Source organism: Sphingomonas sp. G5 (assembly GCF_052660795.1).
On record NZ_CP109660.1, the window covers coordinates 1 to 14,965 of the forward strand.

General features: G+C 66.2%; 14 protein-coding genes and 2 tRNA genes. 12 read left to right on the plus strand and 4 right to left on the minus strand.

Annotated elements, in window-relative coordinates:
• The 9 genes from dnaA (at position 1) to NE358_RS00045 (ending at position 10,152) form a co-directional block, all read left to right on the plus strand.
• Positions 1-1,422: a chromosomal replication initiator protein DnaA gene (dnaA, locus tag NE358_RS00005; RefSeq protein WP_103207454.1), complete on the plus strand. Its 1,422-nt coding sequence runs from the start codon at positions 1-3 to the stop codon at positions 1,420-1,422.
• A gap of 450 nt (positions 1,423-1,872) precedes the next feature.
• Positions 1,873-3,024, plus strand: a complete 1,152-nt coding sequence (gene dnaN / locus NE358_RS00010) for a DNA polymerase III subunit beta (protein WP_141377057.1) — start codon at positions 1,873-1,875, stop codon at positions 3,022-3,024.
• Between the two features lie 47 nt (positions 3,025-3,071).
• Entirely contained in the window at positions 3,072-4,226 is a 1,155-nt protein-coding gene (gene recF, locus NE358_RS00015; protein ID WP_103207450.1) for a DNA replication/repair protein RecF, read from the plus strand.
• A complete protein-coding gene (locus NE358_RS00020) occupies positions 4,219-4,707 on the plus strand; it encodes a DciA family protein (protein ID WP_246078171.1) in 489 nt (162 codons plus the stop codon). Before recF ends, NE358_RS00020 begins: the two co-directional genes overlap by 8 nt.
• Before the next feature lie 119 nt (positions 4,708-4,826).
• Complete coding sequence (gene gyrB / locus NE358_RS00025; protein WP_103207445.1) at positions 4,827-6,866, plus strand: DNA topoisomerase (ATP-hydrolyzing) subunit B; 2,040 nt, start codon at positions 4,827-4,829, stop codon at positions 6,864-6,866.
• Positions 6,867-6,899: 33 nt separating this feature from the next.
• Complete coding sequence (gene gyrA, locus NE358_RS00030) at positions 6,900-9,530, plus strand: DNA gyrase subunit A (protein WP_289940248.1); 2,631 nt, start codon at positions 6,900-6,902, stop codon at positions 9,528-9,530.
• Positions 9,527-9,928 carry a DUF3566 domain-containing protein gene (locus NE358_RS00035; protein ID WP_103207439.1) on the plus strand — a complete coding sequence of 134 codons (402 nt, stop codon included), beginning with the start codon at positions 9,527-9,529 and terminating at the stop codon, positions 9,926-9,928. The genes gyrA and NE358_RS00035 overlap by 4 nt, the downstream gene beginning before the upstream one ends.
• A 65-nt stretch (positions 9,929-9,993) precedes the next feature.
• Positions 9,994-10,067, plus strand: a tRNA-Ile gene (locus NE358_RS00040).
• 12 nt (positions 10,068-10,079) lie between these two features.
• Positions 10,080-10,152 (plus strand) — tRNA-Ala (locus tag NE358_RS00045).
• 60 nt (positions 10,153-10,212) lie between these two features.
• Here the strand turns inward: NE358_RS00045 and NE358_RS00050 are convergent.
• Entirely contained in the window at positions 10,213-11,475 is a 1,263-nt protein-coding gene (locus tag NE358_RS00050) for an acyltransferase family protein (protein ID WP_116239653.1), read from the minus strand.
• Positions 11,476-11,551: 76 nt separating this feature from the next.
• Between NE358_RS00050 and NE358_RS00055 the strand changes: the two genes are divergently transcribed.
• Positions 11,552-11,983 carry an NUDIX hydrolase gene (locus NE358_RS00055; protein ID WP_116239652.1) on the plus strand — a complete coding sequence of 144 codons (432 nt, stop codon included), beginning with the start codon at positions 11,552-11,554 and terminating at the stop codon, positions 11,981-11,983.
• 3 nt (positions 11,984-11,986) lie between these two features.
• On the opposite strand, the gene NE358_RS00060 is transcribed toward NE358_RS00055, so the two are convergent.
• A complete protein-coding gene (locus NE358_RS00060) occupies positions 11,987-12,460 on the minus strand; it encodes an aminoacyl-tRNA deacylase (RefSeq protein ID WP_289940254.1) in 474 nt (157 codons plus the stop codon).
• Positions 12,457-13,029 carry a hypothetical protein gene (locus tag NE358_RS00065; RefSeq protein ID WP_056225083.1) on the minus strand — a complete coding sequence of 191 codons (573 nt, stop codon included), beginning with the start codon at positions 13,027-13,029 and terminating at the stop codon, positions 12,457-12,459. Before NE358_RS00065 ends, NE358_RS00060 begins: the two co-directional genes overlap by 4 nt.
• A 100-nt stretch (positions 13,030-13,129) precedes the next feature.
• Between NE358_RS00065 and NE358_RS00070 the strand changes: the two genes are divergently transcribed.
• Both NE358_RS00070 and NE358_RS00075 read left to right on the plus strand, forming a co-directional pair.
• Positions 13,130-13,687, plus strand: a complete 558-nt coding sequence (locus tag NE358_RS00070; RefSeq protein ID WP_103207428.1) for a peptidylprolyl isomerase — start codon at positions 13,130-13,132, stop codon at positions 13,685-13,687.
• Between the two features lie 18 nt (positions 13,688-13,705).
• A complete protein-coding gene (locus NE358_RS00075; protein WP_289940261.1) occupies positions 13,706-14,632 on the plus strand; it encodes a rhomboid family intramembrane serine protease in 927 nt (308 codons plus the stop codon).
• Positions 14,633-14,683: 51 nt separating this feature from the next.
• On the opposite strand, the gene NE358_RS00080 is transcribed toward NE358_RS00075, so the two are convergent.
• Complete coding sequence (locus NE358_RS00080; RefSeq protein ID WP_094735171.1) at positions 14,684-14,923, minus strand: cell division protein CrgA; 240 nt, start codon at positions 14,921-14,923, stop codon at positions 14,684-14,686.
• Between the last annotated feature and the right edge of the window lie 42 nt (positions 14,924-14,965).

Consider the following 14,965-nt stretch of genomic DNA (forward strand, 5'->3'; position numbering starts at 1 on the left):
ATGTCTCTGCACGAAGCACCGGATGTGCCCGTCTGGTCATCCGTGCTGGACCAGCTTCTCACCGATGATCGCGTCACCCCGCAGCTACACGGTTTTCTGAACCTCGCTGTCCCGCAGGGCGTGATGGGCGGAACCCTTTACCTCGACGTCCCGAACGACCTCACCGCCGCGCAGTTCAACAAGCGCATGCGGGCGCCGATCCTCGAGGCGCTGGCGCAGGTGCAAGGAGAAGACCCTCAGATCGGGACGTTCCGCGTCGTCGTGAACCCCGATGTGATCGAGACGCAGCGCAGCTCCTCCGCCGCCCCGCGCGAAGAGCGCCCGCAGGCGGCACCCGTGCATTCGCCAGCGAGTGAGCAGGCGCCCGAGCCGATCGTCCCGGCGTCGCGGAACGACACGCGCCTCAACCCGAAGTACACCTTCGACAATTTCGTCATCGGTCAGTCCAACCGTTTCGCGCACGCCGCGGCGGTCGCGGTCGCTGAGGCGCCGGCCAAGGCGTACAACCCGCTGTTCATCTACGGCGACTCAGGCCTCGGCAAGACGCACCTCCTCCACGCGATCGGCGACTATGCCGCGAGCATGTACGCCGGCATCCGAGTCCGTTATGTCTCGAGCGAAGAGTTCACGAACGACTTCATCAACTCGATCGCCAACAATCGGGGATCGGCCTTCCAGGCGCGCTACCGCGACGTCGACATCCTGTTGATCGACGACATCCAGTTCCTGCAGGGTCGCGCCGAGACGCAGGAAGCCTTCTTCCACACGTTCAACACGCTGCACGACCACGACAAGCAGGTGGTCATCACGAGCGATCTGCCGCCGAAGCAGCTGACCGGGTTCGAAGACCGTATGCGCAGCCGCTTCGAGTGGGGTCTGATCACCGACGTCCAGGCGCCCGACCTCGAAACGCGCATCGCGATCCTTCGCAAGAAGGCGCAGAGCGAACGACTTCTCATTCCCGACGACGTGCTCGAGTACATCGCCACGGTCGTCTCGTCGAACATCCGCGAGCTCGAAGGCGCCCTCATCCGCGTCTCCGCGTTCGCCAGTCTGAATCGATCGACGCTCGACATGTCGCTCGCGCAGACTGTCCTGCGAGACATCATCGACCAGGACGACGCGAACGTGATCTCGCCGACGGACATCATCACGGCGACCGCGCAGTACTTCAAGCTGTCGGTCGACGACCTCTACGGTTCGAGCCGCTCGCAGGCGGTGGCCACCGCGCGTCAGATCGCGATGTACCTCTGCCGTGAGCGCACGAGTCTGTCGCTCCCGAAGATCGGCCAGCTGTTCGGCAACCGAGACCACACGACGGTGATGTACGCGTACAAGAAGATCAGCGACCTCATGAAGGAGCGTCGGTCGATCTTCAACCAGGTGTCGGAGATCACCAGTCAGCTCGGCCGTATGCGCTGAGCACCCGTTCCCCGAGGGGCTCGACCACGACCGTGGTTCGAGCCCCTTTCTCTTTTTCCGCACCTGATCGGGCATATAAGGCCGTACACAGGGGGTTTTGGAGGGGGTTCTACACAGTGTGGAAAACCTGTGGATAACTCGATTTTCCTCGGGATGATCTGTGCACTCAGGCGTTAACACTGTGGAGGAACAGCCGAAGGCGCTCGCGACACCCGTCGTTAACTCGACAGGCTCTCCGCAGCTCGTCCACAGTTAACAGACCCCTGGTTCCCTGCCGTTAACAAGCGTGTCGCAAGTTATCCACACTCTCCACAGCTGTTAACAAGATGAAGATCCAAGTTCTTTGTTAAGAGAGATTCGATGACCTTGCCGTGGGGACGTCGCTCGGCGGGCGTCGCCGCAAGGGGGCACTAGCATGGGTAAGCCATACCCGCCGTCAAGGGAGCACCCGTGAAGTTCCACGTCAATCGCGATGTGTTCAGCGAAGCCGTCTCGTTCGTGGTCAAGCTCCTGCCCCAGCGAAACCCGCAGCCGATCCTGGCCGGTGTGCTCATCGAGGCCAACGAACAGGGATTGACCCTGGCCGCCTTCGATTACGAGGCTTCCGCGCGCACGACGATCGAGGCGACCGTCGACGAGCCCGGCACGATCCTGGTGCACGGCCGACTCCTCAGCGACATTGCGAGCCGTCTGCCCAACGCTCCGATCCAGATCACGGTCGACGACGACGGTGGCATCCTGCTGACCTGCGGCTCCGCGCGCTTCACGCTTGCCTCCATGCCCGTTCAGGAGTACCCGGCGATCCCCGAGGTCACCGGCGAATCCGGTCTCGTCCCCGCCGACGAGTTCGCCACGGCGATCGCACAGGTCGCGTTCGCAGCCTCGCGCGACGACGTGACCCCCGTCCTCACCGGCGTGCAGCTCGAGGTCTCCGGCACCCGCTTGAGCCTGGTCGCTACCGACCGCTACCGCGTCGCGCTCCGCGAGATCCCGTGGGACGGCGGAGCCGTGGCATCCGATGAGACCACGTCCGCTCTCGTGCCCGCGCGTACGCTGCAGGAAGTCGGCAAGACCTTCGCTCACAGCGGCGACATCTCCATCGCCTTCTCGGGCTCGGGCGACCGCGAGATCATCGCGTTCTCGTCGGGCAACAAGACCGTCACGTCGTTGCTCATCAAGGGCAACTTCCCGCCCGTGCGCCGACTCTTCCCCGCGCAGACCGAGCACCACAGCGTGGTCAACACGGCCGAGCTCGTCGAGGCGGTCCGCCGTGTCGCGCTCGTGCTCGACCGTTCCGCGCCCTTGCGTTTCACGTTCGGCCCCGACGGTGTGTCGATGGACGCCGCCGGCACCGAGCAGGCTCGGGCGACGGAGTCGGTCGACGCGACGCTCGTGGGCGATGAGGTCACGCTGGGTCTCAACCCGCAGTACCTCATCGAGTCGCTCGGTGCCGTGCGCAGCGAGTTCACGCGAATCACCTTCACCTCGAGCGACAACGCGAACAAGCTCAGCCCCGTGCTGGTCACGCCCCAGACCTCGGTCGAGAAGGGCGGCGAGGGCACGTTCAAGTACCTCTTGCAGCCCAACCTGCTGTTGCGCTGACCGGCACCGCATGCTGCCGTGTCGGAGGCGGCGGGTAGTCTGACTCGGTGATCGTGGAGCAGCTCGGACTGAAGGACTTCCGCAATTACGCGGAAGCCGACGTCGAGCTCTCCTCGGGGGCGAATGTCTTCGTCGGCCGCAACGGGCAGGGCAAGACGAACCTCGTCGAAGCCATCGCCTACCTCGCGACTCTCGGCTCGCATCGTGTCTCGAACGATGCACCCCTGGTCAGAGACGGGACGGATGCCGCGATCGTGCGCGCGCGGCTCACGCACGGTGAGCGCAGCGTGCTGCTCGAGTTGCAGCTCAACCGCCAGGGCGCGAACAAGGCTCGCGTGAACGGCGTCAACGTCCGTACCTCCGAACTGCCGCGGTACGCGCAGGTGGTCCTCTTCGCGCCCGAAGACCTGCAGATCGTGCGGGGCGACCCCTCCGCCCGCCGCCGGTTCGCCGATCAGCTCATCGTCCAGCGCACCCCTCGCATGGCCGGGGTGATCGGCGACTACGACCGTGTTCTGCGTCAGCGCAGCGCTCTGTTGAAGTCGGCGCGCGCCCGGGGACTCCGCGGCGAAGCGCTTCGCACGCTCGACGTCTGGGATGAGAAGCTCGTCGCTCTGGGCACCGAGGTGATCGAGGCGCGGAGCGCGTTGGCATCCGACCTCTCCGATCCCGTGGCCGCGGCCTACGCGGCGATCGCCGGCGCCGACCACGAGCCGCGGTTGTCGTGGGCGCTCTCGGTGGGCGGCGGCGACCCCGAAGAGGGGGATGCCGTCGATGGCGCGCGATCGAGCGAGCCCCTGGCCGATCAGTTCCGAGCAGCCCTCGCGGCGAAGCGTTCGGCCGAGCTCGAGCGCGGTCTGACCCTCGTGGGCCCGCACCGCGATGATCTGGTGCTGCGCGTTCGGGGTCTGCCGGTCAAGGGTTACGCCTCGCACGGGGAGTCCTGGTCGGTGGCGCTCGCTCTGCGCCTGGCATCCGCCGAACTCCTTCGCGCCGAGTCTCGTCTGGGCGACCCGGTTCTCATCCTCGACGATGTGTTCGCCGAGCTCGACGCCGGCCGTCGCACCCGACTGGCCGAGCTGGCCGGTGGCTACGAGCAGGTCATCGTCACCTCGGCCGTCGAAGAAGATGTCCCCGATGTCCTGCGGGCACACGTCGTCCGCGTCGAGGCGGGCCGCATCGAGGAGCCCCGCGGTGAGTGATGACGCCGAGATCCCCGAAACGATGTCGACCTACTTGCGGCTTCGTGGGCTCGAGCCCTCTCCGTACCGCAAGAAGAAGCGTCGTCGTCGGGCGGACGACGGCGAGAACGCTCCATTCAGCCCGGGCCGCGACCCGCGCGGTCTGGGCGATGTGATCTCGGCGCTGACGCAGTCGGCGGGGTGGGAGCCCCAGCTCTCCCGCGAAGATCTCGTGCGTACGTGGGATCAGGTCGCCGGGGCGGACACCGCCGCGCACACGCGTCCCGTCGCCCTCGAGAACGGCACACTCACCGTTCAGGCCGATTCGACGGCGTGGGCGAAGCAGCTGCAGTTCATGCGCGCGCAGATCCTCTCGGAGATCCTCCGACGCTTTCCCGAGGCCGGTGTCGAAGCGATCCGGTTCGTGGGCCCGGACGTTCCCTCGTGGAAATGGGGGCCCAGAGCCGTTCCAGGCCGCGGTCCGCGCGATACCTACGGCTGAGTCATGGTCGATCCCGGTTCGACACGATTTATCGCCGCGTAGGGGCGTACACGCCATTTCGAGAGCCCGTCCGCGATAGGATGGAGGTTCCGACGAATCGATCTGGAGCGCGCGTACACATGACGTCCGAAAACCCCGACAGCGTTTCCGAGGAACCCGAAGTCCCCGCCGCGACCAAAAAGGTTCCCAACGAGTACGGGGCGGACGCCATCCAGGTGCTCGAGGGCCTCGAGGCTGTTCGCAAGCGTCCCGGTATGTACATCGGCTCCACGGGTGAGCGCGGGCTGCATCACCTCGTGCAAGAGATCGTCGACAACTCCGTCGACGAGGCGCTGGCCGGGTACTGCGACACGATCCAGGTCACGATCCTCAGCGACGGCGCCGTGCGTGTGGTCGACAACGGCCGTGGCATCCCGGTCGACATGCACCGCACCGAGGGCAAGTCGACCGTCGAGGTCGTGCTGACCGTGCTGCACGCCGGCGGAAAGTTCGGCGGCGGCGGATACGCGGTCTCGGGCGGTCTGCACGGCGTGGGCTCATCCGTCGTGAATGCCCTCTCCACGCGCCTCGACGTCGAGGTGCGCCGCCAGGGGCACGTGTGGCGTCAATCGTTCCGCGACGGCGGCGTGCCGCTCGCTCCTCTCTCGAAAGACGAGGAGAGCGACGCGACGGGAACGACGATCACGTTCTGGCCGGATGCCACGATCTTCGACACCATCGACTTCGACTACGACACGCTACGCACGCGCTTCCAGCAGATGGCGTTCCTCAACAAGGGTCTGCGCATCGGCCTCCGCGACGAACGCGCCCAGTCCGTGGTCACCGAGGGTGAGCCGGGCGCAGAGGTCACCGAGGCCCGCCACGACACGTTCCTCTACGAGCGCGGTCTCGTCGACTATGTCGAGCACCTGAACCGTGTGCGCAAGGCCGACGTGGTCAACGACGAGATCATCGAGGTCGAGTCCGAGGACACCGATCGCAAGATCGCCCTCGAACTCGCGATGCAGTGGACGACGGCCTACACCGAGAACGTGTTCACCTATGCGAACACCATCAACACGCACGAGGGCGGAACGCACGAAGAGGGTTTCCGCGCCGCGCTGACGACGCTCGTGAACCGTTACGCCCGCGCGAACAACCTCCTCAAAGAGAAGGACGACAACCTCACCGGCGACGACATCCGCGAGGGTCTCACCGCGGTCATCTCGGTCAAGCTGTCGGAGCCGCAGTTCGAGGGGCAGACCAAGACCAAACTCGGCAACACCGAGGCGCGCGCGTACGTGCAGAAGGTCGTGGGCGACAAGCTCGGCGATTGGTTCGACCGCAATCCGGGTCAGGCCAAGAACATCATCCGCAAGGCGATCGACGCCGCGACCGCGCGCCTCGCCGCGCGCAAGGCGCGCGAGACCGCCCGTCGCAAGAGCGTGTTCGAGTCGGCCGCGATGCCCGACAAGCTGAAGGACTGCACCTCGAAGGATCCCTCGATCAGCGAGATCTTCCTCGTCGAGGGTGATTCCGCCGGTGGCTCCGCGGTGCAGGGTCGCGATCCGCACACGCAGGCGATCCTGGCGCTGCGCGGCAAGATCCTGAACGTCGAGCGCGCGCGTCTCGACCGCGCTCTGGGGAACAAGGAAGTCCAGGCGATGATCCAGGCCTTCGGCACGGGTATCGGCGAAGACTTCGACATGGCCAAGGCGCGGTACCACAAGATCGTGCTGATGGCCGATGCCGACGTCGACGGTCAGCACATCACGACGCTGCTGCTGACGCTGCTGTTCCGCTACATGCGCGGTCTCATCGAGGCCGGGTACGTCTACCTCGCTCAGCCGCCCCTGTACCGCCTGAAGTGGTCGAACCACCCCCACGAGTACGCGTACAGCGACCGCGAGCGCGACGCGATGCTCGTCGATGGTCAGGCCTCGGGTCGCCGGATCCCCAAGGACAACGGCATCCAGCGCTACAAGGGTCTCGGCGAGATGAACGACCACGAGCTGTGGGAGACCACGATGGACCCGCAGACGCGCACGCTGAAGCAGGTCACGATCGACGACGCCGCCGCGGCCGACGAGATCTTCTCGGTGCTCATGGGCGAAGACGTCGAGTCGCGACGCAGCTTCATCCAGCGCAACGCCAAAGACGTCCGCTTCCTCGACATCTGATCTCGCACGACGCATTCACGGAACTGAGAAGACATGGCTGACGACATCACGCCCGAATCCGACGACGTCCGCGGCGAGCCGGCGCACGACCACGGCAAGATCGACCAGGTCGACCTCCAGCTCGAGATGCAGCGGAGCTACCTCGACTACGCGATGAGCGTCATCGTCGGGCGTGCTCTGCCCGACGTGCGCGACGGTCTCAAGCCCGTGCACCGCCGCGTGATCTACGGCATGTACGACGGCGGCTTCCGCCCCGACAAGTCGTTCTCGAAGTGCGCCCGTGTCGTCGGCGAGGTGATGGGTCACTACCACCCGCACGGTGACGCCCCCATCTACGACGCCCTCGTGCGCCTCGTGCAGCCGTGGTCGCTGCGCTACCCCCTCGCTCTCGGACAGGGGAACTTCGGTTCGCCCGGCAATCAGGGCGCCGCAGCCCCGCGATACACCGAGACGAAGATGGCTCCCCTCGCGCTCGAGATGGTGCGCGACATCGAGGAAGAGACCGTCGACTTCCAGGACAACTACGACGGTCAGACCCAGGAGCCGACGGTCCTGCCCGCGCGCTTCCCGAACCTGCTCGTCAACGGCTCGGTCGGCATCGCGGTCGGCATGGCCACGAACATCCCCCCGCACAACCTGCGCGAAGTCTCGTCCGGTGCCCTCTGGGCCCTCGAGAACCCGGATGCCACGCGCGAGGAGCTGCTCGAAGCGCTCATGGAGCGCATTCCCGGCCCCGACTTCCCGACGCGCGCGCAGATCCTCGGCACCCGCGGCATCAAGGACGCGTACCGCACCGGCCGAGGCTCCATCACGATGCGGGCGGTCGTCAACATCGAGGAGATCCAGGGCCGCACGTGCCTCGTGATCACCGAGCTGCCGTACCAGGTGAATCCCGACAACGTCGCGGTCAAGATCGGCGACCTCGCCCGCGAGGGCAAGATCACCGGCGTCGCCGACATCCGCGACGAGAGCTCGGGCCGCACCGGTCAGCGTCTGGTCGTCGTGCTCAAGCGCGACGCCGTCGCCAAGGTCGTGCTGAACAACCTGTACAAGCACACGCAGCTGCAGGAGAACTTCGGCGCGAACATGCTCGCGATCGTCGACGGGGTGCCCCGCACGCTGTCTCTCGACGGTTTCATCAGCCTGTGGATCGACCACCAGGTCGAGGTCATCGTGCGGCGCACGCAGTACCGCCTCCGCAAGGCCGAAGAGCGCATGCACATCCTGCGCGGCTACCTGAAGGCGCTCGACGCGCTCGATGAGGTCATCGCGCTCATCCGTCGCTCGCCCACGGCCCAGGATGCCAACGAGGGACTGCAGAAGCTCCTCGACATCGACGACATCCAGGCGCAGGCCATTCTCGATATGCAGCTGCGTCGACTCGCGGCCCTCGAGCGCCAGAAGATCGTCGACGAGGCCACCGAGCTCGAGGCCCGTATCGCGGACTACAACGACATCCTCGCCACCCCCGCTCGCCAGCGCACCATCATCCGCGACGAGCTCACGGCCATCACCGACCGCTTCGGTGACGACCGTCGCACCGAGATCCTCCACGGATTCGACGGCGACGTGTCGATCGAGGACCTCATCGCCGAAGAAGAGATGGTGGTCACGGTCACCCGCGACGGCTACATCAAGCGCACGCGCAGCGACAACTACCGTTCGCAGCACCGCGGTGGCAAAGGCGTGAAGGGTGCCCAGCTGCGCGCCGACGACGTGGTCGAGCACTTCTTCGTCACCACGACGCACCACTGGCTGCTGTTCTTCACGAACAAGGGTCGGGTCTACCGCTCGAAGGCCTATGAGGTGCCCGAGGCGGGCCGCGATGCCAAGGGTCAGCACGTCGCGAACCTGCTCGCCCTCCAGCCCGACGAAGAGATCGCGCAGATTCTCGACATCCGCGACTACAGCGTCGCGACCTACCTCGTGCTCGCGACCCGGAACGGTCTCGTGAAGAAGACCCGTCTCGACGAGTACGACACCAACCGCCAGGGCGGGGTGATCGCGATCAAGCTCCGCGGACAGGTCGCCGAGGAGGGCGACGAGGCCGAGCAGGGCAGCGCCGACGAGCTTGTCAGCGCGATGCTGGTCGACGAGGGTGACGACATCCTCCTCATCAGCCGGCTCGGACAGTCGCTGCGCTTCTCCGCCACCGACAGCGCGCTGCGCCCGATGGGGCGGTCGACCTCGGGCGTGAAGGGCATGGACTTCCGCGAGGGGGACAGCCTGCTCTCGGCATCCGTCGCCAAGGACGACGAGTTCGTCTTCGTCGTGACCGAGGGCGGCTACGCCAAGCGCACCGCCGTCACCGAGTACCGGATGCAGAACCGAGGTGGTCTGGGCATCAAGGTGGCCCGCCTGACCGACGATCGCGGCGTGCTCGCGGGCGGAATGATGGTGTCGGAAGGCGATGAGGTCCTCGTGGTTCTTGCCAGTGGCAAGGTGGTACGCTCTGCCGTGGCCGAGGTACCCGCCAAGGGACGCGACACGATGGGTGTCGTGTTCGCACGAGCCGGAGGTGATGACAGGATCATCGCCATCGCTCGAAACGCAGAGCGGAACCTGACCGAGACGACGGAGACAATCACGGAGCCCGCCGCTTCCCCCGCGGACGAGGCCGACGCCTCCTCTTCCGAGACCCCCGAGGAAAGTACTGACGCATGAGCACGGTAGCCGACAAGCTCGCCAAGAAGTCGACTCACAAGACCCCCGCCAAGCAGGTCCGCCTGCGACTGGTGTACATCGACTTCTGGTCGGCGGTGAAGCTGTCGTTCCTTGCCGCGGTGGCCCTGGCCATCGTGACGGTCGTGTCGTACTTCCTGATCTACCTGGTGGTGTCGGCGACCTTGCTGACCAAGCTCGATGAGTTCTTCACCAGCTTCACCGATGGCGGCGCGACCCTCTCGCAGTACGTCGGTCTGCCCCAGGTCATGGCGTTCGCGGCGATCATCGCGATCCTCAACCTCGTCATCGTGACGGTGCTCGGCGCCGTGATGGCGGGTATCTACAACCTCGCGGTCAAGGTCACCGGCGGCCTGCTCGTCGGGTTCACCTCGAACTGACGTCGATTCGTCAAAACCTTGCAAGTCCGGTAAAGTCTTCGAGGTTGACATCACGTCAGCGAGACGGGGCTATAGCTCAGGCGGTTAGAGCGCTTCACTGATAATGAAGAGGTCCCAGGTTCAAGTCCTGGTAGCCCCACCCCTCCCTCGCGGGGCCTTAGCTCAGCTGGTAGAGCGCCTGCTTTGCAAGCAGGATGTCAGGAGTTCGAATCTCCTAGGCTCCACAATCGAGAAAGAAGAGCCGGTCCATCGGGACCGGCTCTTCTTCTTTTCCGCCGTCGCTCTCACGAGGCGCGTCGCCGCCGCCCTCTTCGGAGCAGAACGACGGATGCCGTGTACAGGACCGCCCCGCCGACCGCGAGCACCGTGTTCATCCCCTGCAGCGTCACGGCGAAGGGCGGGAGGAATGCGCAGAACCACGCGATCGCCAGGATGACCGATCCCGGTGCCGGCGGAAGGTCGCCCAGCGCCTCGAATCGGATCAGGATCAGCGAGAGCAATCCGAGCACGATCGCCGTCGCCAGGAAGACCAGGGGGCGCGTTGCCCACCACTGCGGGCTCGCGGGCGCGGGAGCTGCGCCGGGGATGAGCAGGGCGATCCCCGAGATGATGAGGATGACGGGCAGGTGCCACAGGTACACCGTCATCAGGCGGGATCCGATCGCGAACACCACCCCCTGCGCGAGGCGCGTGCGCATGAGCACGGTGAGCGCGGGCTTCGCCAGACGCAGCAGACACGCCTGAGCGAGACCGAACAGCACGAGGGGAAGAGTGGGCGGGTTGAGATTCGCCAGCATGTTGTCGGAGTAGGGCCCCCACACGACCACGGCGCCGACCACGAGGTAACAGGCGGTCGCGAGGGCCAAGAGAGATACAGCCGAGCGGCGATCGAACCACCCGTCGCGGTACCAGAATCCCAGCTGCTGGATGAGCGGCCAGACGAAGAGCAGGTTGAGGTAGCCCAGTTCCTCGATCCCGGACAGGAATCGCACGGCGTCGACCGCAACCACTGCGGCCAGAAGCATCACGAGAGTGCCGCGAGGGGCCCTCTCGTGCCAGCGAGCGGCGAGAGGCACGACCGCCTGGCACAGGAGGTACGCCGCCAGGAACCACAGCGGCATCCCGACGCCGACCACGGCGGCGTCGACCAGCGACGGATCCACCCCGATCGCGGCGGCGGCGACCAGGACGACAGCGACGAAGACGAACAGGGGCAGAGCCGGCTGCGCCAGCCGGAGCGTGCGAGAGCGGACGAACCCGCGCGCGTCACCTCCACGACTCCGCCATGTCGCCCATCCGGCCGCAGAAGCGAATCCGCCGACGACGAAGAACAACGGCATGATCTGGCCGAACCAGGTGGCGGCGTCGAACCAGGGCTGCATCTCCGCGGGCCGAGACGTGATGAGGGAGCCGTCGGGGCCCCACCCCACCCCCACCTGCAGCAGGTGAACGATGACGACGAAACACACCGCCGTGACGCGGGCGAGATCCAGTGTGAGATCGCGGCGCGAGACGTCGGAGGTCGTCGGAAGAAGCTCTGTGCGCATGCCACCATCGTGGCGGGTGCCGGGCGCTTCGCGTCACCTCCGACACGCGGGTGAACACGCTCGCTAGAGTCTGGTCATGGACATGCGCGTGGCCGCGTACGCCGTCGTGACCGACGCCGACGACCGTGTGCTGCTCGCTCACTGGATCGACGGACGACGGGGAGCGTGGACCCTGCCCGGCGGCGGCCTCGAGGACGGTGAAGACCCCGCGCAGGCGGTACGCCGCGAGGTGCGCGAGGAGACGGGCTTCCGCGTCGTCGTCGACGAGCTGCTCGGCATCCATTCCCGAGTGATCCCCGCGCAGGCACGGCTCGCCGACGGGGCCACGGGTGCCCTCCACGCATTGCGGATCGTCTACCGCGCCCGGGTCGTGGGCGGGCATCTGCGATTCGAGACCGACGGATCCACCGACCGAGCGGAGTGGTTCACCCTCGGGGCGACCCGTAAACTTCGTCGCGTTCAGCTGGTCGACGTCGCCCTGCGGATGGCCGGCCTCCTCGGCTCCTGAACGTCAGGCTCGCTCTGCCGTGATGTCGGCGACCGTTGCGTCGTACGCGGCGATGAGATCGTCAGCATCGACGAACAGACTGTAGCCGTGCGCGCCGGCTCCCATGGCGATCCGCGTTCCGACGATGCGCTCGTCGGCGTACACGGGCCAGTCGGTGCTGCTCCCGATGGGGACGATGGTGCCTCGCTCGTAGCCGGTGGCGGAGAGGGCCAGCTCGGGCTCCGGGAGGCGCAGCTTGTTGACCCCGACCACCGCACGCAGCTTGGGCCAGGAGATGGCACGGTCACCGGGCACGAGAGCGAACAGGTACGTGTCGTCGGACCGCTTGACCACCAGCGTCTTCACAATGGATGCAGAGGGGATGCCGAGCAGCTCGGCCGCCTCGTCGAGGCTCGATGCGGAGGGACGCTCGCGGATATCGACGGAGAGGCCGCGCTCTCGCGCGGCCTCTCTGACTCTGATGATGGGATCGCTCACGCGTCGGGTGCGCGCAGCGGGTCGTCCGCCACCCACAGCTCGTCGTCGGCACGCAGTGTCTGCCACGCGGCGTACGCGACGCCGGCAGCGGCGACCACGCCGAGGATGATGGCGATGACGCCACCGGCGCCGATGCCGTCGTGCTGCGAGGGAAGCTTCTTGGCGAGACGCTTCGACGCCTGCTTGCCGTACTTCTCGGCACGCTTGGCGTACTTGTGCGTGTCGAGCTCGAAGCCACGACCCTTCGCGAGACGGTCGCGGGTGTCGCCCGCGGCATCCCATACCGACATCGCTCCGCCGACCACGGCACCGGCCGCGGGAACGACCTTGTGGCTGAGGAAGCGATTGCTGTACTTCACGCTCTTGTCGACGTACGGAGCGGCGTACTTGTTGTACCCGTCCTGCACGGCGGGGACGAGGTCTTCGCGGCTGAAGCGACCGAGCTGGTGGCCGGCTTCTCGAGCGACCTTCCCGCTCTCGCCCAGCAGCACCTGCTGCGACTCCCACACCTTCGCGGCGTGCTTCTGGAGCTTGCGCAGTTCCTTCTTGCTCTTGCGGCTGAGGCCCACGGCTCATCCTCCCTGTCGATGGGATGTACGTTCGTTCATCTTGCCAGAACGGGTCGCCGGCACCGCCGACCCTTGCAGATAACTCTGAGAGAATGTAGCCATGGCCAACCACACCGCCGTCGCGACCCTGCACACCAACCATGGCGACATCGTCGTCAACCTGTTCGGCGACCACGCTCCGCGCACCGTCCGCAACTTCGTCGGGCTCTCCGACGGAACCCAGGAGTGGACGAACCCGGCAACGGGTGCCAAGGGCGAGGGTCCCCTCTACAAGGACGTCATCTTCCACCGCATCATCCCCAACTTCATGATCCAGGGCGGAGACCCGCTCGGTCAGGGCATCGGTGGACCGGGATACAACTTCAACGACGAGATCAGCCCCGAGCTGGACTTCACCCAGCCCTACAAGCTCGCCATGGCCAACGCCGGTCTGCGCCGCAACGCCATCACCGGCCAGCCCGAGGGCACCAACGGCTCGCAGTTCTTCATCACGACCGACCCCACCCCGTGGCTCCAGGGCAAGCACACGATCTTCGGCGAGGTGGCCGACGATGACTCGAAGGCCGTCGTCGACAAGATCGCCTCTGTTCCCACCGCCGCGGGCGACCGTCCGATCGAGCCCGTCGTGCTCCAGTCGGTCGACATCGTCTCGGTCTGATCTTCCAGGCGGCGGCGGGTGTCCACGACTGACGAGTTCCGTCGCAACAGCGACAACTTCTGCTACCGGCATCCCGACCGGCAGAGCTTCGTGCTGTGCCAGCGGTGCATGCGCACCGTGTGTTCGGACTGCCGCACCCCCGCCGCCGTCGGTGTCATCTGCCCCGAGTGCATGGCGCAGCAGCGCGCCTCCCAGACCCCTGCTCAGAAGAAGGCGCAGCGCCGCTGGGCGTCGCGCCCCCTGTCGGTGGTCTCGTCGGGCAGACCTCAGATGACGCTCGGCATCATCGCCGTCACCGGACTCGTCTACATCATCGGTCTGATCCCCGGTGTGGGCGGCTTCGTCCGGAACCTGCTCGCGTTCAACAGTCTGTACGTGGTGCCGCAACTCGGCGTACTGGAGCCGTGGCGGCTGCTCACGGTCGCTCTCGTCCATAGCGGCTTCTTCCACGTCGGCCTGAACATGCTCGCGCTCTGGTACATCGGTCGCAGCCTCGAGCCTCTGCTCGGGCGTGCGCGTTTCCTCGTGCTCTATCTGATCGGCGCGCTGGGCGGATCGGTGGCCGTCGCGCTGCTCGCCCCCGGCGTCTGGACGGTCGGAGCCTCGGGGGCGATCTTCGCGCTGTTCGGTGCGCTCCTGGTGATCGGGCGGCACATCGGCGCGGACATCCGCGTCATCGCCGTGCTGATCGCCATCAACTTCGCCTGGCCGTTCGTGATCGCGGCGATCGGTGCCATCGGATCGGGCGACTTCGCCGGATCGCTCGCGGCGGTGGGTATCTCGTGGCAGGCCCACCTCGGTGGTCTCATCACCGGAGCGGCTGTGGGGCTGGTGTACGCGCGCACCCGTGCCGCAACGCAGAAGCGCCTGCAGATCGGCCTGCTCGTCGGGCTCAGCGTGCTGCTGATCGCCCTGCTGGCGATCCCGGCTCTGTTCTACGTCTGAGAGTTATCCACAGCCCCATCCACAGGTGGGGATGAATTACACGTGTGTAACTCAGCGCCACTTCGTCGTCATGAGGAATCCGACGAAAGCGATTCCGAAGCCGATGACGAGGTTCCACGGGCCGATGCCCGGGATCGGGAACTGCGAGTTGCTGAGGTAGAACACCAGCACCCACACGAGACCGATGAGCATGAGGCCGATCATGATGGGCAAGAACCACACGGGGTTCGGAGCCGATCCGCCTTCGTTGCGCTCAGCGATCGGGTCTTCGCCTTTGCCAGTTCGTGCCATGCCGGACAGTCTAACGGTCAGGTACGCGTGATCCCGCGGAAC